Origin of the sequence: Pseudomonas sp. NPDC089743 (genome assembly GCF_044748785.1) — a bacterium.
In the GTDB taxonomy this organism is placed as follows: domain Bacteria; phylum Pseudomonadota; class Gammaproteobacteria; order Pseudomonadales; family Pseudomonadaceae; genus Aquipseudomonas; species Aquipseudomonas putida_X.
Window position 1 is genome coordinate 1 of sequence record NZ_JBIVGS010000044.1, and the last position, 1,120, is coordinate 1,120.

Below are 1,120 nucleotides of genomic sequence, written 5' to 3' on the forward strand. Positions count from 1 at the left end.
TCCAGGCAATTGCCTTTTCGAGACATGCTCTGTTTTACACCGCGCTCGCTGAGCACACGGCGGTACTGGGCTTGCTGGTAATGCCACCCTTGATCCGAATGCAGCACAAGCTTCGGCTTCTCTCCCAGGCAATCGAGCGCTTTGCCGAGCATGTTCCCAACCAGGCTATAGCACGGGCGACTGGCCATTTCGTAGGCCACGATTTCACCGTTGTACAAATCCATCACGGGCGATAGGTAGAGCTTCTGTTGAGCTACCTTGAACTCGGTAACGTCGGTTACCCACTTCTGGTTCGGCCGTTGCGCGACAAAATTGCGCTCCAGCACATTCGCTGCCACTTTGCCGACAGCGCCTCGATAGGAGCGGTATTTCTTCGGGCGCACTACTGATTTCAACCCCTGCTCAGCCATCAGCCGTTCAACGACCTTCTTGTTCACCCGCTTTTCCTTCCTGATTACCAGGGCGATACGGCGATAGCCATAAAGCCCTTTCTGCTCGTGATAGACGCGCTTGACCAATGCCTTGAGCTCAGCATGCCGTTCTGGCTTCTGCAGAGCTTTGAGCTGGTAGTAGAAGGTGCTGCGCGCCAATTCGACCAGCTTAAGGAGGTCAGGCAAAGGAAACCTGCGCTTGAGGTTGGAAACGATCAGGACTTTTGCCCGCGTATTCGCTCCTTTTCCTCGCGCAGAGCCTTGAGCTCCTTTAGAACAGCGTTCTCCATGCGCAGGTACTCAAGTTCAGCCAACAGCTGATCTCGAGACTTCTGATCATCATTGGTATCGGTGGGTATGGCAGGCTTGATCTTCTTCGGCACGTTGTTTGGCTTACTTGGTTTGATGGCAATAGAGGGGGTAAGACTGCCACTGTAGTACTGCCGTTGCCAAAAGCCTATCCGAGAGGACTGCCCGAGGCCAAAATGGGCAGCGGTCTGGCGCAGCGAAAGCCGGTGCTCGTGCATGTAGCTGAGCACCTGCCGTTTGAAATCATTGGTATAGCGCTGCCCATGCGAGCCTGTACCAGCGCCATTATTGGCCTGATAACTGGCCACCCAGCGTCGAAGCAGACTGAAATCGATACCGAAGTGTTTAGCCACCTTTCGGAAACCGTTGCTGCCATCCAG

The 1,120-nt window shown here is 54.6% G+C and carries 1 pseudogene; it reads right to left on the reverse strand.

Annotated elements, in window-relative coordinates:
• Window positions 1–1,120, reverse strand: a pseudogene (locus ACIPZC_RS26035) (IS3 family transposase); the annotation flags it as partial.